This is a genomic window from Pseudomonas sp. Q1-7 (assembly GCF_028010285.1).
In the GTDB taxonomy this organism is placed as follows: Bacteria; Pseudomonadota; Gammaproteobacteria; order Pseudomonadales; family Pseudomonadaceae; genus Metapseudomonas.
Window position 1 is genome coordinate 500,498 of record NZ_CP116304.1, and the last position, 20,837, is coordinate 521,334.

Annotated in this window: 17 protein-coding genes and 1 pseudogene; 10 read left to right on the forward strand and 8 right to left on the reverse strand. The window is 67.1% G+C overall.

Annotated elements, in window-relative coordinates:
- Nucleotides 1-3: 3 nt before the first annotated feature.
- Nucleotides 4-1,293 (forward strand): NAD(P)/FAD-dependent oxidoreductase, encoded by a 1,290-nt coding sequence (locus PJW05_RS02310; protein ID WP_271410336.1) that lies wholly within the window; start codon nucleotides 4-6, stop codon nucleotides 1,291-1,293.
- Nucleotides 1,294-1,371: 78 nt separating this feature from the next.
- On the opposite strand, the gene PJW05_RS02315 is transcribed toward PJW05_RS02310, so the two are convergent.
- Nucleotides 1,372-1,836 (reverse strand): Lrp/AsnC family transcriptional regulator, encoded by a 465-nt coding sequence (locus PJW05_RS02315; protein WP_271410337.1) that lies wholly within the window; start codon nucleotides 1,834-1,836, stop codon nucleotides 1,372-1,374.
- A 166-nt stretch (nucleotides 1,837-2,002) separates the two neighbouring features.
- On the opposite strand from PJW05_RS02315, the gene PJW05_RS02320 reads away from it, so the two are divergent.
- A complete protein-coding gene (locus PJW05_RS02320) occupies nucleotides 2,003-2,455 on the forward strand; it encodes a hypothetical protein (protein WP_271410338.1) in 453 nt (150 codons plus the stop codon).
- A gap of 1 nt (nucleotide 2,456) precedes the next feature.
- On the opposite strand, the gene PJW05_RS02325 is transcribed toward PJW05_RS02320, so the two are convergent.
- The gene (locus PJW05_RS02325) at nucleotides 2,457-3,569 is read right to left on the reverse strand and encodes a CapA family protein (protein ID WP_271410339.1); all 1,113 of its coding nucleotides are present in this window, start codon (nucleotides 3,567-3,569) and stop codon (nucleotides 2,457-2,459) included.
- Between the two features lie 271 nt (nucleotides 3,570-3,840).
- Here PJW05_RS02325 and PJW05_RS02330 point away from each other — a divergent pair, with 271 nt between their 5' ends.
- Both PJW05_RS02330 and PJW05_RS02335 read left to right on the forward strand, forming a co-directional pair.
- Nucleotides 3,841-4,098 carry a DUF2790 domain-containing protein gene (locus tag PJW05_RS02330; protein WP_271410340.1) on the forward strand — a complete coding sequence of 86 codons (258 nt, stop codon included), beginning with the start codon at nucleotides 3,841-3,843 and terminating at the stop codon, nucleotides 4,096-4,098.
- Nucleotides 4,099-4,332: 234 nt separating this feature from the next.
- A pseudogene (locus PJW05_RS02335) lies at nucleotides 4,333-4,533 on the forward strand (alkaline phosphatase PhoX); the annotation flags it as partial.
- Here the strand turns inward: PJW05_RS02335 and PJW05_RS02340 are convergent.
- Nucleotides 4,496-5,059 carry a tetratricopeptide repeat protein gene (locus PJW05_RS02340; RefSeq protein ID WP_271410341.1) on the reverse strand — a complete coding sequence of 188 codons (564 nt, stop codon included), beginning with the start codon at nucleotides 5,057-5,059 and terminating at the stop codon, nucleotides 4,496-4,498. The pseudogene PJW05_RS02335 and the gene PJW05_RS02340 overlap by 38 nt on opposite strands.
- A 204-nt stretch (nucleotides 5,060-5,263) precedes the next feature.
- On the opposite strand from PJW05_RS02340, the gene PJW05_RS02345 reads away from it, so the two are divergent.
- From PJW05_RS02345 to PJW05_RS02360, 4 genes are all read left to right on the forward strand, one after another.
- A complete protein-coding gene (locus PJW05_RS02345) occupies nucleotides 5,264-6,175 on the forward strand; it encodes a LysR family transcriptional regulator (protein WP_271410342.1) in 912 nt (303 codons plus the stop codon).
- Nucleotides 6,176-6,428: 253 nt separating this feature from the next.
- Nucleotides 6,429-7,718 carry an NAD(P)/FAD-dependent oxidoreductase gene (locus PJW05_RS02350; protein ID WP_271410343.1) on the forward strand — a complete coding sequence of 430 codons (1,290 nt, stop codon included), beginning with the start codon at nucleotides 6,429-6,431 and terminating at the stop codon, nucleotides 7,716-7,718.
- A 53-nt stretch (nucleotides 7,719-7,771) separates the two neighbouring features.
- Nucleotides 7,772-8,329, forward strand: coding sequence for a helix-turn-helix domain-containing protein (locus PJW05_RS02355; protein WP_271410344.1), 558 nt, complete (start codon nucleotides 7,772-7,774; stop codon nucleotides 8,327-8,329).
- Nucleotides 8,330-8,351: 22 nt separating this feature from the next.
- Nucleotides 8,352-9,704, forward strand: coding sequence for a glutamine synthetase family protein (locus tag PJW05_RS02360; RefSeq protein ID WP_271410345.1), 1,353 nt, complete (start codon nucleotides 8,352-8,354; stop codon nucleotides 9,702-9,704).
- A 1,028-nt stretch (nucleotides 9,705-10,732) separates the two neighbouring features.
- Here PJW05_RS02360 and PJW05_RS02365 read toward each other — a convergent pair.
- On the reverse strand, nucleotides 10,733-11,629 hold the full coding sequence (locus tag PJW05_RS02365) for a LysR family transcriptional regulator (RefSeq protein ID WP_271410346.1): 897 nt from the start codon (nucleotides 11,627-11,629) through the stop codon (nucleotides 10,733-10,735).
- A gap of 111 nt (nucleotides 11,630-11,740) precedes the next feature.
- Here PJW05_RS02365 and PJW05_RS02370 point away from each other — a divergent pair, with 111 nt between their 5' ends.
- Nucleotides 11,741-12,817, forward strand: coding sequence for an extracellular solute-binding protein (locus PJW05_RS02370; RefSeq protein WP_271410347.1), 1,077 nt, complete (start codon nucleotides 11,741-11,743; stop codon nucleotides 12,815-12,817).
- 58 nt (nucleotides 12,818-12,875) lie between these two features.
- A complete protein-coding gene (speB, locus tag PJW05_RS02375; RefSeq protein WP_271410348.1) occupies nucleotides 12,876-13,838 on the forward strand; it encodes an agmatinase in 963 nt (320 codons plus the stop codon).
- A gap of 643 nt (nucleotides 13,839-14,481) precedes the next feature.
- Here the strand turns inward: speB and PJW05_RS02380 are convergent.
- From PJW05_RS02380 to PJW05_RS02395, 4 genes are all read right to left on the reverse strand, one after another.
- On the reverse strand, nucleotides 14,482-15,741 hold the full coding sequence (locus tag PJW05_RS02380) for an OprD family porin (RefSeq protein ID WP_271410349.1): 1,260 nt from the start codon (nucleotides 15,739-15,741) through the stop codon (nucleotides 14,482-14,484).
- Nucleotides 15,742-15,866: 125 nt separating this feature from the next.
- Nucleotides 15,867-17,423, reverse strand: a complete 1,557-nt coding sequence (locus PJW05_RS02385; RefSeq protein WP_271410350.1) for an acyl CoA:acetate/3-ketoacid CoA transferase — start codon at nucleotides 17,421-17,423, stop codon at nucleotides 15,867-15,869.
- Nucleotides 17,424-17,584: 161 nt separating this feature from the next.
- Nucleotides 17,585-18,970, reverse strand: coding sequence for a GntP family permease (locus PJW05_RS02390; protein WP_271410351.1), 1,386 nt, complete (start codon nucleotides 18,968-18,970; stop codon nucleotides 17,585-17,587).
- Between the two features lie 344 nt (nucleotides 18,971-19,314).
- Complete coding sequence (locus PJW05_RS02395; RefSeq protein WP_271410352.1) at nucleotides 19,315-20,775, reverse strand: sigma-54 interaction domain-containing protein; 1,461 nt, start codon at nucleotides 20,773-20,775, stop codon at nucleotides 19,315-19,317.
- Nucleotides 20,776-20,837: the final 62 nt, after the last annotated feature.

The following is a 20,837-nucleotide window of genomic DNA, read 5'->3' on the forward strand; positions in this document are numbered from 1 at the left end:
CCCATGCCGAACGCCCACGTTTCCAACGGGCCGGGGCCCGCGGACGATGTCCTGGTGGTCGGCGCCGGCATCATTGGTGTCGCCTGTGCCCTGCACTTGGCTCGGCAGGGCCGGCGCGTGCGGGTCGTCGACCAGCAGGCGCCGGGGCAGGGTGCCTCTTTCGGCAACGCCGGACACCTGGCGACCGAACAGGTCTTTCCGATTGCCGACCTGTCCATCCTCAAGGGCCTCCCGGCGATGCTCATGGACCCCATGGGCCCGCTGCGCATTGACTGGCGCTACCTGCCACGGGCCTTGCCCTGGTTCCTGCGGCTGCTGCTGAACTTGCGCCCGGCGCCGTTCCAGCGCACGGTCGCCGGTCTTCGCGCACTCAACGAAGGCAGCCTGGAGGCCTGGCGGCGGCTACTGGCGGCAATCGAGCGTCCCGGATTGCTGCAAGAGGACGGTTCCCTGCTGGTGTACGAGCGCGCCGAGTCCCACCAGGCCCTCGCCGCGTTGCAGGCGCGTCTGGGCGGGCAGGGCGTGCCGGTGGACGAGTGGGACGCCGGGGCCGTGCATCAGGCCGCGCCGCAGTTGAGCGAGCGGATACGCGGCGGACTGTTCTTTCCGCGTACCGGACACTTCATCGACCCCTACCGGGTGGTCCGCGAGCTGGTAGAGGCCGCCAAGGCGATGGGCGTCCGGTTCCACCGGCAGCGGGTGAGCGGCGGTCGCCTGCTCCCGGACGGTGTGACGCTGAGCACCGATGCGGGTGCCCTGCGGGGTCGTCAGGTGCTGATCGCCTGTGGCGCGCATTCGGCCGACCTGACCGCGATGCTGACTGGCACGCGGGTGCCGCTGGATACCGAGCGCGGCTATCACCTGATGCTGCCCCATGAGCAGGGGCGACTTCCCTTCGCCGTCACCTCGTTCGAGCGCAGGTTCATCATGACCCCCATGAGCGATGGCCTGCGCCTGGCCGGCAGCGTCGAATTCGCCGGTCTCCAGCGGCCGGCGAACATGGCGCGCGCCTGGCAGTTGCACCGCCTCAGCGACGGCCTGTTCAGCCGCGCGCTGAATGTGGAGGCAGCCACGCCCTGGATGGGCTTCCGTCCCTCCCTGCCCGACTCGCTACCCATCATCGACCGGGTGTGCGAGGGCCGGGTACTGCTCGCCTTCGGCCACCAGCATCTTGGCCTGACCCAGGCCGCGATCACCGCCGAACACATCGCCCGGTTGGCCTTGCTGCCGGCAACGACCGGTGCGTCACAGGCTGCTCCGGACCTGGCGCCTTATCGGCTGAGTCGTTTCTGAACGCGGGCCGCGCGTGCGATCGCGGCCATGCCCAGGGGCCCGCTCGCGGCGCGCCGGATTTCGCAGGCAGGTAGGTGGCTACGGAGGCGGCGCCAATGGCTGGCCGCGATCGATCTTGCAGCTGAGGATGATCGACGTGGTGGTCTTCTCCACGCCCTCGACGCTGCCGATCTGGTCGAGCAGTTCGTCGAGGCGCTCGGGCGAGTCGGCGCGCAGCCAGGCCACGTAGTCGAATTCGCCACTCACCGCGCAAAGCACCTGCACCTCCGCCATGCCGCTCAGGCGGCGCAGCACGTCCTTGCCACTACGTGGCTTCACGGTGATGCCGACATAGGCCTGCAGGCCGCCATCGGCGACACGCTGGCCCAGGCGCACGCCGTAGCCGGTGATCACTCGGGCCTTCTCCAGCCGCGCCAGGCGCGAGGTCACCGTGGTCCGTGCGATGCCCAGTTGCCGGGCCAGCATGGCCACGCTCTCACGGGCGTTGAGCTGCAGGGCGGCGAGCAACTGGCGGTCGATTTCATCGAGGGGCAGGTCGGACATGGATGGGCTCGACAGGGAATGGAAGTGCGGAGCGCAAGGCTACCTGAAGCGCGGCGTACACGCCCACTGGTCGGCACCGGCATCGTGAAGGTTCGTGCGGAACCAGACTGAACGGGACACGGTCCCACGGACCGTTCCCATTCATCCAGCCGGGAGTCTCTTGACCATGAGCCCCATCTTTCAGTGCCGCTTGACCCTGCTCGCGTCCCTGGTCTGCCTGCCCGTCTTCGCCGAAACCGTGGTTCCGCTGCAGGGGCAGACCCCGCAACAGATTCAGCAGGACATCGCCAACTGCCAGGCCCAGGCCGGCAGCACCCCCTCCACCACGACCAGCACAGCCCAGGGCGGTCGCGTACGGGGTGCCGCCACCGGCGCGGTGGCGGGTGCCGCGGTTGCGCAGTCGCGCAGCAACGACTTCGACCGGATCGGCGACGACCTGCAGGAAGAATATCGCCAGGAGCGCGCCAAGGACGCCGCCGTGGCCGGGATGGTGGTCGGTGGCTCGCGCCAGCGCCAGGAGCGCCGTCAGGACCGCCGCAACAACGAGCAGGCCAGCGCCAATGCGTCCTCGGCCTACACCAGTTGCCTGCAGCAGCGCGGCTACCAGGTGACGCCCTGAGCTACCAGCTCAACGCGAAGCTGTGATCGAAGGCGGGCTGGAGGTGGCAGCCACGGTGGCAGCATTCCCGTTCGAGGGTCTCGAACAGCCAGCGGCGCTCATCGGCATCGGCGCGACCGAGCTGGAAGCGGCGGATATGGGTGGGCACCAGCTCCAGGGTGAGCAGGCGCCCGTCGGCGGCCAGGGTGGGGAAGTAGAGCAGGCCCAGTTCGCCGTGGAACACGCCATAGTCGCGGATGCCTTCGTAGTCGTTCAGCAGGTCGCCGCAGCCGTAGAGAATCAGATGCTCGCGGTACAGTTCCAGGCCCTTGATATGGTGCGAGGAATGCCCGTGTACCAGGTCGACGCCGGCCTGATCGATCAGGCCGTGGGCGAAGCGCTGTTGCTCGGGTGAAATCTCGAAGCCCCAGTTGCCTCCCCAGTGAATCGAGGCGATGACCCGGTCCCCCGGCCGCTTGCAGGCGTGGATGCGTTCGGCCAGGCGGTCCAGCGTCGGCCGCGACAGGTCTGGTAGCCAGGCGACACCCGAGCGCCGTCCAGTGGCCGCCCAGCTCGCCGGCACGCCGCAGTCGGGGGTGCAAAGCCCGAACACCAGGAGTCGCGAGCCATCGTTCAGGGGTAGCGCTGCGGGCGTCTCCGCCGCTTGCAGATCGCGACCGGCGCCGCAGACCTGGACCCCGCCGCGCGCCAGGGTTGCCAGGGTGTCCAGAAGTCCGGCGCGGCCCCAGTCCAGCACATGGTTGTTGGCCAGTACGCAACAATCGATGTCTGCCGCGAGAATGGCCGGCACATTGGCCGGACTCATCCGGTAGTTGATGCCCTTGGCCTCCGGCTGGCCGCGCCGGGTCACCGCGGTTTCCAGGTTGACCAGGCGCACCTGGGGCTGGCGCCTGTGGATTTCCGCCAGTGCGTCGCCCCAGATATAGGCGTAGTCGACGGGGCGGGGCAGGGGGCCGTGCAGGCCTTCGGCAAGACGCACGTAACCACCGGCATCCTTGAGGTACGGCTCGTACAGCCTGGGGTCGCCGGGATGCGGCAATACCGCGTCGATTCCGCGCGCGGTCATCAGGTCGCCGGCGAGAAACAGTTTTAGGCTCTGGCTGGCAGCGGGCATCGGCCACCTCCCGGGGATCAGCAACAGCGTAATCCTGGGACGGCTCGATTGGCAGCAGGCGGCCTCACCTCCGGCCTGTCGCTCCGGATGCGCCCGCAATGCGGGGGCGGGCATGACCGCCGGTCGATGGGGATTGTTACGCGCCACGGAAAAGCGCTTTCAGCGAAGCCGCCTTTTTCCCGCGCCGTGCCTGGAGTCGAATAGACGCATGGGCCAACCAGGCATCCCCAACCGATGCCGAGGCCTCCCCAGGCAAAACAGGAGATTCACCATGAACCGTGCCATCGTCACCCGTACCGGCCTGCTGCTCGCCCTGCTGGCCAGCGGCAGCGTCTTCGCCGCCAAATCCGCCGATACCGTGCCTTACCGCTACGGCATGCCCCTGGACATCGCCCGCGTCATTTCCATCGACGAGCCCAACCCGCTCACCTGCGAAACCATCCAGGCGAAGATGACCTACGTCGACACCTCGGGCGAAAAGAAGTCCGTGACCTACCTGAAGGAATCCAGCGCCTGCGCCAGCAGCTGATGCCACCTGCGCGCCTCAGCCCCCGAAGCGCCGCCGCAGGGCGCTGGGCGAGAGTCCGCTCCGACAGTCAGTCGCGCAGCCGAGCCAGCAGGCTCACCCGGGCGTCGAGAACGCCCCTCCGCAGTAACGCCGACAACCCCGCCTGAACACGCCTCCACCGCCTGACCGGCTCATTCCACGGCCTGGAATGAGCCGCTGTCATCAGCCGGAAACCTGCACGCACTCGAATAACACCTCGGCTGCAACCAGTTGCTCTGTGCCGACCCGGCCACTCGCGAAGTACGCCGCTTCCTGGTGGGGCCGCGTGGCTGCGAAATCACCGGGATCGCGTTCACGCCGGACGGGCGCACCCTGTGGGTCAACGTCCAGCACCCGGGCCTCAGCTATCCCGCCGGCGTCAGTTCATCTGCAGCTTCTTCAACGCCTCGCAGCTCGGCGCGTACTGCCGGTCGCAGGCGCTCTGGAACAGCGCGCGGGCCTGGTAGGGGTCGCGTTTCAGACCCTCCGCACCCTGGGCGTACATGCTGCCGAGCACGTGCTGGGCCATGGCGTTGCCGGCGGCCGACGCCTGGCCAAGGTACTTGTGCATGGCGCGCTGGTCGGCGAAGGCCGGGTCGGTGCGGCCGGTGTAGAGGAAGGCGAGGCTGAAGGCCGATTGCGAGTGGCCCTTGTCGGCGGCCTGCTTCCACCAGTACTCGGCCTGCTTCAGGTCTTTCTGCGGCTTGCCGACGAAGTACAGGCTGCCGAGCTGGTACTGGCTGTCGAGGTCGCCGCGCATGGCTTGCTGGCGAATCCGCTCGAACTCGCTGGCCTGCTGGTCCTGCTGGTCCTGCGGGGTGGCGGCGGGTGCCGGCGGCTGGCCGGCGGGCGGTGGGGCAGGTTGTTGCTGCTGGACACAGGCCCCGAGCAGCACCAGTGCGGCGATACAGGCGAGGCGCGGCAAGGCGCGTTGGATGGACATGGGCTGATGTCTCTCTGGTCAGGACAGGGAGGAGGGTAGTTGCCTGAGTGGGCGGCGTCACCCAGTCAGCCGGAGCGGATTCATCCGCAAACAAGCCGCAAAGCAGCCCCTTCAATCCCCCAGGCCTGGTGAAACGGAATTCTGCGCTCGACTCATGCAGGAAAAACCCGTATCAAGCCAGGGATATTTGCTCTGGAGTCACGAATGAAAACCACCCTGGACGAACTGCAAGCCTTCACCACCGTGGTGGATACCGGCTCCATCACCGCGGCCGCCGAGCAGTTGGCGCAGACCGCTTCCGGCGTCAGTCGCGCCCTGAGCCGGTTGGAGGACAAGCTTGATGTGACGCTGTTGCGCCGGACCACCCGGCGGCTCGAACTGACCGAGGAAGGCGAGGCCTTTCTCGCCCAGGCCCGTCGCATCCTTGCCCAGGTGGAAGAGGCGGAAGAGCAGATGGCCCTGCGTCGGCAGAACCCCACCGGACGCCTGCGGGTCAATGCCGCTTCGCCGTTCATGCTCCACGTGCTGGTGCCTCTGGTGAGCGGTTTTCGGGAGCGCTTTCCGGCGATCGAGTTGGAGCTGCACAGCAGTGAACAGATCATCGACCTGATCGAGCACCGCACCGACGTGGCCATCCGCATTGGCACCTTGCGCGACTCCACCCTTCACGCGCGGCCGCTCGGCAGCAGCCGCGTGCGTGTGCTGGCCAGCCCCGCCTACCTGGCCGCGCAGGGCCGACCCGAGAGCGTCGACGCCTTGCGGCAGCACAGTCTGCTGGGCTTCACCCAGCCGGAGGTCCTGAACGATTGGCCGCTGCGTCATGCCTTGGGGGACAGCCTGTCCATCGAACCGGCGATCAGGTCGTCCAGTGGCGAGACCTTGCGCCAACTGGCCCTGTCCGGCGCTGGCATCACCTGCCTGTCGGATTTCATGACCCAGGCCGACCGCGCCAGCGGCAGCCTGGTCCAGTTGCTGACCGACGATACCGTCGAAGTGCGCCAGCCCATCCATGCCGTCTATTACCGCAACACCGCCCTGGCGTCTCGCATCGCCTGCTTCCTCGACTACGTGACCGAATGCCTGAAACAGCAGGAATGGGCGATGCGCAGCGCCTGACGTCCCTTGTGGGGGGCGAATTCATTCGCGAAACGGGCCGGCCACCTCCCTCTCCCCCGGTTCCCCTCCTGAGGGGGCGGGATGACGCTGGACCTGCCCGTCCGTAATTTTCATCACCGTGCCCGGAAGTCCTCCAGTAAACACGGCATTCCTTTGTGTTTCTGTTGCTTATTTCAAACGGCCTGCTTGGCTTTATGAATTCTACAGTGTAAATTTTCATGAAATTTAAATTGAAGAAATTCACGAGGCTCCCATGTTCAAGCAGTCCGCCCAGCATGTCGGCACCTACTACGCCCGTACCTACCCCGGCAGCATTCCCCTGCGCCCGATCCAGGCTGGCAGCGAGGACACCGATGTCCTGATCATCGGCGCCGGCTTCAGCGGGTTGCACACCGGCTTGCGTCTGGCGCTGGCCGGCAAGCGTGTGACCCTGCTGGAGGCCAGCCGCGTGGCCTGGGCCGCTTCCGGGCGCAACGGCGGACAGGCGCTGCTGGGCTGGTCTTGCGACATGCCGCCGCTGGAAAAGGCCCTGGGCCAGGAACGTACCCGCCGCCTCTGGGACAGCATGCGCTGGGCCGCCACCGAAATGCGCGAACTGCCGCAGCGCCACGGCTTCGAGGTGGACTACCGCGTCGGCAGCCTGTGGACCGCGGTCATGGAACGCCGCGTCAAGCTGCTGGAAGACGCCCAGCACGACGCCATCCACAAGTGGGGTTACGACGCGATGCGCCTGATCGGCCGCGACGAGCTGCCCGAGTGGATCGCCAGCCCACGCTACCGCGCCGCCCTTTATGACCCGGAAGCCGCTCACCTCAACCCGCTCAAGCTGGCCCAGGGCCTGGCCGCCGCCATCGAGGCCGCCGGCGGGCGCATCTACGAACAGAGCCAGGTGCTGGAGTACCGCCAGACACCGTCCGGCTACGTGGCCCGCACGGCTCAGGGCGAGGTGCGTGGCGACATCCTGGTGCTGGCCTGCAACGCTTACGTCGACGGCCTCGACCGCCAGCTCTCCAGCCGGCTGCTGCCGGTGGGCTCTTACCAGGTGGCCACTGCGCCGCTGGACCCGGAGCTGGCGCGCTCGCTGCTGCCGCGCAACAGCTGCGTGATCGACAACCAGTTCGTGCCCGACTACTTCCGCCTCACCCCCGACCATCGCCTGCTGTTCGGCGGCGGCTGCACCTACCTGGGCGGTCTGCCCAAGGACGTGCCGGCGGCCACCCGGCCCTACCTGGAGCGGGTCTTCCCGCAGCTCCAAGGGGTGGACATCGAGTTCGGCTGGGGCGGCCACATCGACGTCAGCATGAAGCGCACCCCGGACATCGGCCGCGAAGGCTCGCGCTACTGGCTGCAAGGCTTCTCCGGCCACGGCATCCTGCCGACCCTGGCCGGCGCCAGGGCAGTGTCCGACGCCATCCTCGGCGATCACGACCTGCTCGATCTTTACCAGGCCATCGGCAATCCGCGCTTTCCCGGCGGCTCGCTGCTGGCCGCGCCGCTGGAGGCGGCGGGCAAGGCCTATTACCGGCTGCGCGATGTCATTTGACTCTCCCCCAGCCCCTCTCTCGCAAGCGGGCGAGGGGTGCCCAAGGAGCCCCCGTGGACAAGCAAGAAGAAATCGAAAGCCTCGCGATCCTCATCCGCGACCTGCGCAAGCACAAGAACGTGACCCTGGGCGACCTGGCCGCGCGCATCGACCGCTCGGTGGGCTTCCTGTCCCAGGTGGAGCGCGGCCTGTCGCGCCCGACCGTGGCCGACCTCACCGCCATCAGCGAAGCCCTGGGCGTGCCCACCACCTACTTCTACAGCCTGGAAAAGCCCCGCGCGCGGCCCTGGGTGACCCGTCCCGGCGAGCGCCGCACCCTGTACTACGCTGGCGGCATCACCGACGTGCTGGTCTCGCCGAACATGTCGGCCGGCTTCTCCATGCTCGAAAGCTTCCTCGAACCCGGTGCCACCAGTGGTGAAGGCCACCTGGACGACAGCTCCGAGCAGGGCGGCTTCGTCCTCGAAGGCGAACTGACCGTCTGGTACGGCGAGGATGCCGAGCCGGTGACCCTCCGGCCCAACGACAGCTTCCAGCTGCCGCCCCATGCCCAGTTCCGCTACGCCAACCTTTCCGACCAACCCACGCGAGTCCTCTGGGTGTTCACATGACCCGGCTCGCAGGACCGCAGCGATGACAACAACAAACCCGTACCCCGACCTGCTCAGCGAAGTGCGCGCCTTCCGCGCCCGGCACCCGGACATCCGCTATGTCGACCTGATCTGCCTGGACATTCCCGGGCACTTCTACGGCAAGCGCTACCCCATCGACATGCTGGAAAAGGTGGCCGCCGGCAGCCCGCTGAAGCTGCCGCAGAACTGCGTGCTGCTGGGCACCCAGGGCGGGCTCTACCCCATCGGCGACTATTGCTTCGCCGACGGCGACCCGGACGCGCCGCGCCGCCTGGTGCCCGGCACTCTGGTACCGGTGCGCTGGGAGCAGGAGCCCCTGGGGCAAATGCTGATCACCTCCGACGGCACCGAGGCACCCATCGAGTTCGAACCCCGCGAAGTACTGGCGCGGGTGCTGCAGCGCCTGGAGAAACGCGGCATCCGCCCGGTGGTGGCCTTCGAGCTGGAGTTCTACCTGTTCGACCGCAAGCTCCGGGACGGCCGGCCGCAATTCCCGCGCGACCCGCTCTGCGAAGACGAGGACGACCAGCCGAACATGCACATCGAGCGCCTCTCGCGCTTCTCCAGCGTGCTGCATGAAATGGTCGAGGCGGCCAACGAGCAGGGCGTCGCCGCCAACGTCATCACCGCCGAACTCGGTCCAGGCCAATTCGAAATCAACTTCGGCCACTGCGAGGACGGCCTCCGGGCCGCCGACTGGGCCGCGCTGTTCTGCCGCAGCACCCGGGGCGTCGCGCTCAAGCACGGCCAGCGCGCCAGCTTCATGAGCAAGCCCTATCTGGACGCGCCGGGCAGCGGCATGCATGTGCACGTGAGCCTCTACGGCCGTGAGGGCCACAACCTGCTGGCCGCCGACGACCAGCGCCCGCTGCGTCATGCCGTGGCCGGCTGCCTCGACCTGCTGCCCCACTGCATGCCGATCTTCGCCGCCAACCACAACGCCTTCCGCCGCTATGGCGCCATGGTCAATGCCGCCAGCCGCGCGAGCTGGGGTTTCGAGGATCGCGATGCGTGCATCCGCATTCCCGAGTCCGACGGCCGCAACCTGCGCATCGAACACCGCCTGGCCGGCGCCGACGCCAACCCCTATCTGGTGCTGGCCGCCATCCTCACCGGCATGGAACACGGCCTGGATGCCGCCCGCGAACCCATCGCCCCGCTGAACGAAGACCGCGGCAGCGGCATCGACTTCCCCACCGACATGCTCACCGCCGTCACCGCCATGCGCGGCCACCCGGTGGTGAACGAAGGCCTGGGCAGCGAATTCGTGATGGTCTATTGCGAGAACAAGCGCCAGGAGTACCTGGACTTCATGAACGAGGTGAGCGCGCGGGAGTACCGCTGGTACATGTGATCGCCGAGACGTGGCGCATGTGTGGACCACGCTTCACCGGTCCACCATGCGAGGCTCGGCTGGGCCCGCTGGTGGATGAAAAGAGCGTCATCCACCCTACGGCAGGACTGCGTCCTGCATTCGCGAATGAATTCGCTCCCACAAGGTTCGCGCGGAGCTGTGTGGGATGGCGTAGAGCGGAGCGAAACCCATCACGTGGACCACGCTTTATCGGTCCGCCCTGCGGGTCTCGGGTGGACACCGCTTGTGGATGAAAAGAGCGTCATCCACCCTACGGCAGGACTGCGTCCTGCATTCGCGAATGAATTCGCTCCCACAAGGTTCGCGCGGAGCTGAGTAGGATGGCGTAGAGCGGAGCGAAACCCATCACGTGGACCACGCTTTATCGGTCCGCCCTGCGGGTCTCGGCTGGACACCGCTGGTGGATGAAAAGAGTGTCATCCACCCTACGGCAGGACTGCGTCCTGCATTCGCGAATGAATTCGCTCCCACAAGGTTCGCGCGGAGCTGTGTAGGATGGCGTAGAGCGGAGCGAAACCCATCACGTGGACCACGCTTTATCGGTCCGCCCTGCGGGTCTCGGCTGGACACCGCTTGTGGATGAAAAGAGCGTCATCCACCCTACGGCAGGACTGCGTCCTGCATTCGCGAATGAATTCGCTCCCACAAGGTTCGCGCGGAGCTGTGTAGGATGGCGTAGAGCGGAGCGAAACCCATCACGTGGACCACGCTTTATTGGTCTGCCCTGCGGGTCTCGGCTGGACACCGCTGGTGGATGAAAAGAGCGTCATCCACCCTTGGCAGGACTGCGTCCTGCATTCGCGAATGAATTCGCTCCCACAAGGTTCGCGCGGAGCTGTGTAGGATGGCGTAGAGCGGAGCGAAACCCATCACGTGGACCACGCTTTATTGGTCCGCCCTGCGGGTCTCGGCTGGACACCGCTGGTGGATGAAAAGAGCGTCATCCACCCTACGGCAGGACTGCGTCCTGCATTCGCGAATGAATTCGCTCCCACACGTACACACCCTCAATCCCCGAACACCGCCAGCAGATCTTCCTCGAACGCCACCTGCGCCTCGCTCGGCTGGCGTCCGCGGTGGCGGGCGAGGTGGAAGGGCACCTGGTAGCCGGCCTGATCCGGCAGCAGGGCGCGCAGGTGCCCGGATGCCTCCCAGGGTGCGGCGACATGCTCGGGCAGGTAGCCGATATGCGCCCCGGACAGGATGAATGCCAGGCTGCATTCCACCTGTTCCGTGCGGGCGCTGCTGGGGCCGCTGGCGAAAGGCTGGCGGGCTTCCTCGAAGCGATACGGATGCTGCACCAGGTCGCAGGCGGCGAGGTCATCGAGGCGGATCGCGTCGTGCCCGAACAGTGGGTGCCCGACGCCGCAGAACAGCTGCTGCCGTTCGCTGAACAGCGGCTGGTAATCCAGCGCCGCCTGGCCTCGAGAGAAATAACCAATGGCCAACTGCAACTGATCCTGCAGCAGCCGCCGCTCCAGTTCGGCGGGCATGGCACTGATCAGCTCGAACTGCACCGCCTGGTTGCGCTGGCGGAAGCGCCCGATGGCCGCGCCCAGGCGTTGCAGCACCTGGTTGTCGAGGGCTTCGGACAGGCCGATGCGCAACTCCCCGAGCAGCAGGTCGGCCATGCCCCGCGCCTCGCCCTTGAAGGTTTCGATGGCGCCGAACAGTTTGCGCGTGGCGGCGAGCACCTGCTCGCCCTTGGGTGTCAGGCGAAAGCCTGCCTTGCCGCGCTCGCACAGGCGGAAGCCCAGGCGCGTCTCCAGCTTGGCCATCTGTGTGCTGATGGTGGACTGGCCGATGCCCAGCTCACCCTGGGCCGCGCTGAAGCCGCCGCTTTCCACCACCGTGACGAAGAGGCGCAGCAACTGCAGGTCGAGGTCATGGAGCTGGCTGAGCATGGCGGCACCAAACATTGATGTTCGTAGATGCCAAAGTAGAACACTTCATATTTATCCAACGCAAAGCCCGGCGCAGCATGGCTCCACCTGCAATCCCCCCAGGAGCCCACCATGCGTTTTCCCTTGCTGCTCGCCGCCCTGTTCGCCTGCACCGTGCAGGCCGAAGACAAGGCGTTGAACCTTTACAGTTGGTCCGCCTACATCCCGGAAAAGGCGCTGCAAGGCTTCAAGGACGAAACCGGCATCGCGGTGAAATACGACATCTTCGACAGCGCCGAAGCCCTGGACGCCAAGCTGCTCACCGGCGGCAGCGGCTATGACGTGGTCTTCCCCGCCAGCAGCGGCCTGGCCCGCGCCATCCAGGCCAAGGCGGTGCAGCCGGTGCAGCGCGAGCGCCTGACGAACTTCGCCAACCTCGACCCCGAGCTGCTGGCCAAGCTGGCCAGCGTCGACCCGGACAACCGTTTCGGCGTGCCCTACACCTGGGGCACCGTGGGCCTGGGGATCAACAAGGACGCGGTGACCAAACGGATTCCCGATGCGCCGCTGAACAGCCTCGACCTGTTGTTCAAGCCCGAGTACGCCAGCCAGCTCAAGGACTGCGGCATCGCCGTGATCGACTCGCCCCAGGAAGTCATCAGCATTGCCCTGCATTACCTCGGCAAGGACCCCTACAGCACCGACCAGGCCGACCTGAAGGCGGCCCAGGCACTGTTCGCCAAGCTGCAGCCCAACGTGCGCTACGTCGGCGCCGGCAAGCACATCAACGACCTGGCCAAGGGGGAAATCTGCCTGGCCCTGACCTACAACGGTGATGCCGCCATCGCCGCCGACCAGGCGCGCCAGGCGAACATGCCCTTCGAGGTGATCTACCGCATTCCCCGCGAAGGCACGCTGATCTGGTTCGACACCATGGTCATCCCCGCCGATGCGCCGCATCCCCAGGCCGCCCACGCCTTCATCGACTACATGCTGCGCCCGGAGGCCATCGCCGAACTGACCAACAACCAGTTCTTCGCCAACGCCAACCAGGCCGCTGCGCCGCTGCTGGCGCCGGAGGTGGCCGGCGATCCGGATATCTACCCGAGCCAGGCCGTGCGCGACCGCCTGTTCAGCGAGCAGATCCAGTCGCTCAAGGACCAGCGTGCGCGTACCCGCCTCTGGACCCGTTTCCGCACTCAGTACTGAGTCGCCACCAGCCCCTCCTCCAGACAGAGAGAGGGGAGCCAAACCGATGGAGCCCGACATGGACCACGCCTACGACAACGACCAGGCCATTACCCGCGACAGCCTCTATGGCACTGCCGCCGAAGCCACCTACGCCGGCATCACCAGCTTCATGCGCCGCCGTTACAGCCGCGACCTGCGGGGCGTCGACCTGGTGGTGAGCGGGGTGCCCTTCGACACCGCCACCACCAACCGCCCCGGCAGCCGCTTCGGACCGCGCGCCATCCGCGCCGCCTCGGTGCAGATGGCCTGGGCCCGCCACTACCCCTGGGAGTTCGACCCCTTCGAGCACCTGGCGGTGATCGACTACGGCGACTGCGCCTTCGACCATGGCACCCCGCAGCACACCCCGGAAAGCATCCAGGCCCACGCTGCACGCATCCTCGAATCGGGCGCCGGCATGCTCACCCTGGGCGGCGACCACTTCATCAGCTACCCGCTGCTGAAAGCCCACGCCGCCAGGCACGGCCCGCTGTCGCTGATCCACTTCGACGCCCACAGCGACACCTGGCCGGACGAAGAGGTGCGGCGCATCGACCACGGCACCATGTTCTACCACGCCGCCCGTGAGGGCCTGGTGGACCCTGCGCGCTCCGTGCAGGTGGGCCTGCGCACCACCAACGACGACGTGATGGGCTTCCAGGTGCTGGACGCCCGTGAGGTGCATCGCCAGACGCCGGAGCAGATCGCCGAGCGCATCCGCGCGCGGGTGGGCGACTACCCGGTGTACCTGACCTTCGACATCGATTGCCTCGACCCGGCCTTCGCCCCCGGTACCGGCACGCCGGTCTGCGGCGGTCTCACCAGCCACCAGGCCCTGGAAATCCTCCGCGACCTGCGCGGCATCAACCTGGTGGGCATGGACGTGGTGGAAGTGGCGCCGCCCTACGACAACGCCGAAGTCACCGCCCTGGCTGGCGCGACGCTGGCGATGGAGATGGTCTGCCTCTACGCCGCGCGGCATAAGTTGGGGATGCGCTGAGGGCTTTTCTGAGAGGGGGCGGGGGGAGAGGGCGCCGCCTGTAGGGTGGATGGCGCTTTTTCCATCCACCAGCGGTGCCCAGCCCCGCTGCGAGCGGTGGACCGGAGAAGCGTGGTCCACCCTACGACCTGTAAGCCGTGCGGCATAAGCTGGGGATGCGCTGAGGGCTTTTCTGAGAGGGGGCAGGGGAGAGGGCGCCGCCTGTAGGGTGGATGGCGCTTTTTCCATCCACCAGCGGTGCCCAGCCCCGCTGCGAGCGGTGGACCGGAGAAGCGTGGTCCACCCTACGACCTGTAAGCCGCGCGGCATAAGCTGGGGATGCGCTGAGGGCTTTTCTGAGAGGGGGCGGGGGAGAGGGCGCCGCCTGTAGGGTGGATGGCGCTTTTTCCATCCACCAGCGGTGCCCAGCCCCGCTGCGCAGGGTGGACCGCAGAAGCGTGGTCCACCCTACGACCTGTAAGCCGTGCGGCATACGTTGGGGATGCGCTGAGGGCTTTTCTGAGAGGGGGCAGGGGAGAGGGCGCCGCCTGTAGGGTGGATGGCGCTTTTTCCATCCACCAGCGGTGCCCAGCCCCGCTGCGAGCGGTGGACCGCAGAAGCGTGGTCCACCCTGCGACCGGTGTTCAGCCGGACTGCGCTGCCCTCACCACAACGCCAGCGTGTAGCTGAGGATCAGCCGGTTCTCGTCGATGTCGCTGCCGAAGTTGCTGCGTGTGGTCGCGTTGCGCCATCTGAGGCCGAGGTTCTTCAGCGGCCCGTTCTGGACCACGTAGGCGATGTCGGTGTTGCGCTCCCACTCCTTGCCTTCGCCGGTTGCCCCACGCAGGTCGACGTTGTCGCCGGAGAGGTAGCGGGTCATGAAGGTCAGGCCGGGAACCCCCAGGGCGGCGAAGTTGTAGTCGTAGCGCGCCTGCCAGGAGCGTTCGTCCTCGTTGCCGAAGTCGTTGATCTGCACCAGGTTGACCAGGTAGGCGTCGGTGCCGCTGATGTTCGCGAAGCCGGTGTCGCCGCTCATGCGCTGGTAGCCCAGGCCGAAGGCGTGGCCGCCGAGGGCGTAGGTGAACATCGCGCCGAAGGCGTCGTTATCCACGTTGCTGCCGCCGTCGTCCTGGCTGTGCGCCCAGCGGATGTCGCTCTTCAGCGACTGGCCTTCGGCGATCGGCAACAGGTGGTTCAGGGTCAGGTAATGCTGCTGGTAGACGCCATCCAGAGCGCCGTAGTGGTACGCGGTACTGAGGCTGGGCGACCACTTGTAGGTCGCACCGGCGAAGTCGAAGCGGTCGCTGGTCTTCGTCCGGCCCAGCACGATATTGCGGTTGCCGCCGTTGAACACGGCCATCTCCTCGTTATCCGAGGAGTTGCGCAGGTTGATGCGGTCGAAGCGGCCGAGGTCGAGGCTGAGGTTGTCCACTTCGGCCGAGTTCGCCCAGGCGCCACGGAAGGTCTGCGGCAGCAGGCGGCTGTCGTTGTGCAGCGCCACCGGCAGCTTGGGCAGCAGGGTTCCGACCTTGAGGGTGCTCTGCGAGGCCCGCAGCTTGGCGGTCAGGCCCAGTTCGCCGTATTCGTCCTGGGCACGGTTGGGCTTTTCCCGGTCGGACTTCAGCAGGCCGGTGCCGGCGCGATCCGGGCTGGAGTCCAGCTTCACCCCCAGCAGGCCGAGGGCATCCACGCCCACGCCGACCGTGCCTTCGGTGTAGCCGGATTCATAGCGCAGCAGAAAGCCCTGGGCCCATTCCTCGGCCTTGCTCTGGGCGGCGCCGTCCTGGCGGAAATCGCGGTTGAAGTAGAAGTTGCGCAGCTCCAGGCTGGCCTTGGAGTCCTTGATGAACTCCGCGCTGACCGGGCCGCAGAAGGTCAGGGCGCTGACGCCGCAGAGGGCGAGGCTGAGGGTGTTGCGATCCATGGGTATTCCTCTTCTTGTTGTTGTTCGGGCACAGCGGTATCCGCTCCGGCGTCGAACGCCGAAGGCGGAAGGAATTGAAAAAAAGACGCGGACCCAGGACGGGCCCGCGTTATCACGCACAATCGTTACGGGGCGATCAGCTCGCGCAGCCCAAGGCGCGCCTCGCGGAACAGCCGCCCGTCCATCAGTCTGGGTTCGCGCACGATGGGGCGGAAATCCATCCGCGCGAGGATGTCCTGCTCCAGGTCCACGCCCGGGGCGATTTCGATCAGCTCCAGGCCCTCGCGGGTCAGGTGGAATACGCAGCGTTCGGTGATGTAGAGCACCGGCTTGCCCGACTCGGCGGCCAGGCGGCCGGCGAAGGTGCGGTGTTCCACCTGGTCGACGAACTTGCGCACCGCGCCGTCCTGCACGATGCGCAGGGCGCCGTCTTCGATGCGGATGTCCTGCGCCCCCGCGCTGAAGGTGCCGACGAAGACCACCGCCTTGGCGTTCTGGCTGATGTTGATGAAGCCGCCGGCGCCGGCCAGGCGCGAACCGAAGCGCGAGACGTTGAGGTTGCCCTCGGCGTCCGCCTGCGCCAGGCCGAGGAAAGCGATGTCCAGGCCGCCGCCGTCATAGAAGTCGAACTGGTAGGGCTGGTCGATCAGCGCGGCGTGGTTGCTTGCCGCGCCGAAGTCCAGGCCGGAGGCCGGCACGCCGCCGATTACACCCGGCTCGGCGGTCAGGGTCAGCAGGTCGATCACGCCTTCCTCGGCCGCCACCGCAGCCACCCCCTCGGGCATGCCGATGCCGAGGTTGACCACCGCGCCTGGCCGCAGCTCCAGGGCGGCGCGACGGGCGATCAGCTTGCGCAGTTCCAGCGGCATCGGCGCCAGGCTGTCCACCGGCACCCGCACCTCGGCGGCGAAGGCCGGGTTGTAGGTGGTGGCGAAGGTCTGCTGGTGGTTCTCCGGGCGCGCCACCACCACGCAGTCCACCAGGATGCCGGGAATCTTCACCTCCCGTGGGTTGAGCGAGCCGCGTGCGACCACGCGCTCCACCTGGGCGATCACCAGGCCGCCGGAGTTGCGCGCGGCCATGGCGATGGCGAGGCTCTCGATGGTCAGCGCCTCGCGCTCCATGGACAGGTTGCCGTCTTCGTCGGCGCTGGTGGCGCGGATCACCCCGACGTGAATCGGGAAGGCCTTGTAGAACAGGTAATCCTCGCCCTCGATGGGCAGGCGCCGCACCAGCTCCTCGGTGGTGCGCGCATTGAGCTTGCCGCCGCCGAACGCGGGGTCGACGAAAGTGCCGAGGCCGACCTTGGACAACTGCCCGGGCTTGCCGGCAGCGATGTCGCGGAACAGTTGCGAGATCACCCCCTGGGGCAGGTTGTAGGCCTCGATGCGGTTTTCCACGGCGAGCTTCTGCAGGCCCGGCACCAGGCCCCAGTGACCGCCGATCACCCGGCGCACCAGGCCTTCGTGGGCCAGGTGGTTGAGGCCGCGACCCTTGCCGTCGCCTTGCCCTGCCGCATACACCAGCGTCAGGCCCTGCGGCGCCTGCTCGGCGGCGAAGCGCTGTTCCAGGGCGATGGCGATTTCCTCGGCGAAACCGATGCCGACGAAGCCTCCGGTGGCCAGGTTGGCGTTATCCGGGATACGGGCGACCGCGTCGGCGGCGCTCATTACTTTGCTCATGGTCGTCCTCGAGCGTTGAATCTACGTTCAGGGTTCAGCTTTTCCTGTGGGGGCGATTTCAATCGCTACGGGGCGCGAAGCGGCCCCAAGAGAGCCCGTGGCAGACCTGCGGTCTGCTTAGCGAATGAATTCGCCCCCACATCGCCAGGCACAGGCCTGGATCAGAAGCTCCCGAACAGGCTGCCCAGGGTGATCACCACCCCCAGCGCCATGAGCGGGAAGACCACCGTGTTCATGAAGATGAACCGATAGGAATCGCGGTGGGTCAGCTTGCAGATGGCCAGCAGCGAGATCACCGCGCCGTTGTGCGGCAGGGTGTCCATGCAGCCTGACGCCATCGCGGCGACCCGGTGCAGCAGTTCCGGGTTGATGCCGGCGACGTTGGCCATTTCCAGGTACTGCGCGCCGAGGGTCTTGAGGGCGATGGACATGCCGCCCGAGGCCGAACCGGTGATGCCCGCGAGAATGTTCACCGCCACCGCCTCGGACACCAGCGGGTTGCCCGGCACGCTCAGCACCAGGTCGCGGATCACCACGAAGCCGGCCAGGGAAGCGATCACCGTGCCGTAACCCACCTCGGAGGCCGTGTTGAGGATCGGCAGCATGGAACCGAAGGTGCCGTCGTTGAGGCTCTGCCGCAGGTCGGTCCAGCGCTTCCAGTGCAGGCCGACGAGCAGCAGCACGGCACTGCCGAGGGCGATGATGATGGACCAGATACCGATGACCGACTTGGCGTCCTGCAGGCCGCCGAACTCCGGCTTGGCCAGGTAACTGGTGTCCAGGGACGGCAGCACCTGCTTGGCCATCACGAAGTTGAGGGCGATCACCAGCAGGATCGGCAGCAGGGCCAGCCAGAAACCGATGGCGGGAACGCCGGCCTGCTCCTGCGCATCGTCCTTGTGTACGCCGTAACCTTCGCCGGCGGCCATCAGCTTGCGTGCCTGGGCGGACAGCCACCAGCTGCCGAGGCCGAGCATCATCAGGCCGCCGATCAGGCCGAGGATGGGCGCAGCGAAGGCGTCGGTGCCGAAGAAGGGGCTGGGGATGGCGTTCTGGATGGCCGGGGTGCCGGGCAGCGCGGTCATGGTGAAGGTGAAGGCGCCGAGGGCGATGGCGCCCGGCAGCAGGCGCTTGGGAATGCCCGCCTCGCGGAACAGCGCGGTGCCGATGGGGTAGACGGCGAAGGCCACCACGAACAGCGACACGCCGCCATAGGTGAGCAGGCCGCAGGCCAGCACGATGGCCAGGATGGCGCGCTCGCGGCCGAGCCGGGCGACGATGCCATGGGCAATGGCGCGGGCCGAGCCGGAATCGTCCATCAACTTGCCGAAGATGGCGCCGAGCATGAACAGCGGGAAGAACTGGATCAGGTAGCCGCCCAGGGACTTCATGAAGACCTGGGTGTAGGTCGGCAGCATCAGCGCCGCGTCGCCGGCGAAGAGCACGGCCAACAGGGCCATCAGGGGAGCGAGGATCAGTACGTTGATGCCTCGGTAAGCGAGGTACATCAGCAGAGCGAGCGAAATCAGGATACCTAGGGTGCCCATGGGGACTTCCTTCTTGTTGTTGTAATCCGCCGCGTCGAGGCGGCTTGTGGAACGGCTAGAGCGAAAGCCGTGCCAGGACGCGCCTTGGGTTGGCAAAAGGCTCTGGGGCGGGCATTGCCGGCCATTCAGGGGATAAACCGGGTGTCCACATTTTTGGACAGTGTCCAGTTTTCTGGTCGGTGTGGAGTTGGAGTGTCCAGACGGTTAGACGATCAGAAAGCCTCGTTCGTAGGAGCGAATTCATTCGCGAAGGGTCGCGCAGCGGCCCCGGTCACATCCTGGGGCAGGTCTGTGACCTGCATTCGCGAATGAATTCGCTCCCACAGGTTTTTCCCGCAAGCCCCTTACAACCCATGCGCCTGCAACTTGTTGTACAGGCTTGCGCGGGCGATGCCGAGGCGTTCGGCGGCCTGGGTGCGGTTGCCGTTGCAGGCGGCGAGGGCGGCGAGAATGGCCTGGCGTTCGGCGGCGGCCAGGCTCTCGGCCAGGGGGCGGACCTCTCCGCTGACGGGCGCTGGCGCTGGCGGCATCGCCGGCGCGCTGCCGGCGGGCATCGGATTCACCAGCAGCGCGCGCAGGGCGTCCGCGCCGAGCGGGTCGGCGTCGCTGCTCATCTGCGCTCGTTCCAGCAGGTTGCGCAGCTCGCGCACGTTGCCCGGCCAGGGTTGCGCCTGCAGCAACTGCAGGGCGTCCTCGGCCAGTTCCAGCGGCGGCAGGCCGGAGCGGCTGGCGATATCGTCCAGCAGGTGCTCGATCAACGCCGGCAGGTCTTCGCGGCGCTCGCGCAGAGGCGGCAGGCGCAGGGCCAGCACGTTGAGCCGGTAGTAGAGGTCCTCGCGGAACTGCCCGGCGGCCACCTTGGCTTCCAGGTCCACGTGGGTCGCGGCAATCACCCGCACGTTCAGCGCCTTCACCTGGTTCGAGCCCAGCGGCTCCACTTCCTGCTCCTGCAGCACGCGGAGCATTTTTGCCTGCAGCGGCAGCGGCAGGTCGCCGATTTCGTCGAGGAACAGCGTGCCGCCATTGGCCAACTCGAACTTGCCGGCGCGCGCACGCTTGTCGGCGCCGGTGAAGGCGCCGGGAGCGGTGCCGAACAGCTCGGCCTCCACCAGGGATTCGGGAATGGCCGCCACGTTCACCGCGACGAAAGGCCCGTTGGCGCGCAGCGACAGGTTGTGGATGCCCTGGGCCAGCAGCTCCTTGCCGGTGCCGGTTTCGCCGCGCAGCAGCACCGTGGCGTCCAGTTGCGCGGCTCGCCGCGCCTGGCGCTTCACCTCGCTGGCGGCGGCGCAGGTGCCAATGAACCCGGCGATGGTGTAGCGGGCGCGGCGCGCCCTGGCCAGCTCGCGCTGGGTGGCGGCCAACTGGGTCTGCAACTGGTTGTACTTGGCCATGACCGGCTGCAGGTGGCGGGCGCGGTCGAACAGCACGAAGCCCAGGGCACCCACCAGGGTGCCGTCCTCATCGCAGAGGGGGATGCGCGTGACCACGAAATGCTCGTCGCCGAAGGCCATCAGGTCGAGCATGCTCGGCTGGCCGTTCTGCACCACCTCGCGCAGGCGGCTGGCCGGCAGTACCTCCTCGATCTCCTTGCCGAGCACGCTGCGCGCGTCCCGGATGCCGAGCTTTTCCGCGTACTTGTCGTTGATCCAGACAATGCGCGCCTGGCGATTCACCGCGATGGTGCCTTCGCACTGGGCGTTCAAGTGGTCGAAAAGCAGCGGCATGGCCACTTCGCGGAAACGCTCGGGGGAAACACCGATGACCAGTCCGTGCTGGTCGAGGTCTTCGCTGGCGATGGGCATGGCAGGGCATCCGGTGGAAACATCAGGCGGCGATTATGGGGGTGTGCCGCAATGAACGCCTA

Bases quoted from the DNA above. Each gene is read 5' to 3' on its own strand.
- PJW05_RS02310 (WP_271410336.1), top strand. From the start codon at position 4: ATGCCGAACGCCCACGTTTCCAACGGGCCGGGGCCCGCGGACGATGTC.
- PJW05_RS02315 (WP_271410337.1), bottom strand. From the start codon at position 1,836: ATGTCCGACCTGCCCCTCGATGAAATCGACCGCCAGTTGCTCGCCGCC.
- PJW05_RS02320 (WP_271410338.1), top strand. From the start codon at position 2,003: ATGAGCCCCATCTTTCAGTGCCGCTTGACCCTGCTCGCGTCCCTGGTC.
- PJW05_RS02325 (WP_271410339.1), bottom strand. From the start codon at position 3,569: ATGCCCGCTGCCAGCCAGAGCCTAAAACTGTTTCTCGCCGGCGACCTG.
- PJW05_RS02330 (WP_271410340.1), top strand. From the start codon at position 3,841: ATGAACCGTGCCATCGTCACCCGTACCGGCCTGCTGCTCGCCCTGCTG.
- PJW05_RS02340 (WP_271410341.1), bottom strand. From the start codon at position 5,059: ATGTCCATCCAACGCGCCTTGCCGCGCCTCGCCTGTATCGCCGCACTG.
- PJW05_RS02345 (WP_271410342.1), top strand. From the start codon at position 5,264: ATGAAAACCACCCTGGACGAACTGCAAGCCTTCACCACCGTGGTGGAT.
- PJW05_RS02350 (WP_271410343.1), top strand. From the start codon at position 6,429: ATGTTCAAGCAGTCCGCCCAGCATGTCGGCACCTACTACGCCCGTACC.
- PJW05_RS02360 (WP_271410345.1), top strand. From the start codon at position 8,352: ATGACAACAACAAACCCGTACCCCGACCTGCTCAGCGAAGTGCGCGCC.
- PJW05_RS02365 (WP_271410346.1), bottom strand. From the start codon at position 11,629: ATGCTCAGCCAGCTCCATGACCTCGACCTGCAGTTGCTGCGCCTCTTC.
- PJW05_RS02370 (WP_271410347.1), top strand. From the start codon at position 11,741: ATGCGTTTTCCCTTGCTGCTCGCCGCCCTGTTCGCCTGCACCGTGCAG.
- speB (WP_271410348.1), top strand. From the start codon at position 12,876: ATGGACCACGCCTACGACAACGACCAGGCCATTACCCGCGACAGCCTC.
- PJW05_RS02380 (WP_271410349.1), bottom strand. From the start codon at position 15,741: ATGGATCGCAACACCCTCAGCCTCGCCCTCTGCGGCGTCAGCGCCCTG.
- PJW05_RS02385 (WP_271410350.1), bottom strand. From the start codon at position 17,423: ATGAGCAAAGTAATGAGCGCCGCCGACGCGGTCGCCCGTATCCCGGAT.
- PJW05_RS02390 (WP_271410351.1), bottom strand. From the start codon at position 18,970: ATGGGCACCCTAGGTATCCTGATTTCGCTCGCTCTGCTGATGTACCTC.
- PJW05_RS02395 (WP_271410352.1), bottom strand. From the start codon at position 20,775: ATGCCCATCGCCAGCGAAGACCTCGACCAGCACGGACTGGTCATCGGT.